Source organism: Mesorhizobium sp. M6A.T.Ce.TU.016.01.1.1 (assembly GCF_003997065.1).
GTDB lineage: Bacteria > Pseudomonadota > Alphaproteobacteria > Rhizobiales > Rhizobiaceae > Mesorhizobium > Mesorhizobium mediterraneum.
Genome location: NZ_RZTJ01000180.1, coordinates 1 through 339 on the forward strand (window position 1 = coordinate 1; position 339 = coordinate 339).

Annotated in this window: 1 protein-coding gene; it reads right to left on the reverse strand. The window is 61.9% G+C overall.

Features of this window, described 5'->3' with window-relative positions; all coding sequences use genetic code 11:
* A partial coding sequence (locus EOC94_RS33865) for an alpha/beta hydrolase (protein ID WP_148128483.1) occupies positions 1–339 on the reverse strand: 339 nt, incomplete at both ends.

Genomic DNA, 339 nt, shown 5'->3' on the forward strand with positions numbered 1-339 from the left:
CTTGAATCCGCTACCGACCTCCTCGGGCGAGACAGGCGGCGTGCCGGTGATCATCAAGCCAAGCAGGCCGGGAAAGCGGTCGATCATCTCAAGCCCGATATGGCCGCCGAGCGACCAGCCGAAGACGATGGCCTTGTCGATGCCGAGCAGCCCGAGCACTTCGGTCATGGCATCGGCATAGCCTTCCATGCTGTAGGAACGCTCTGGATCGATCGCATCGCCGGACGCTCCATGGCCGGGTAGGTCGGGAGCGATGAGGTGATATCGCTCGCCCAACGGGCCGTCCAACTGGTTGCGGAAAACGGCACTGGAAGATGAATTGCCGTGGATCAGCATGAC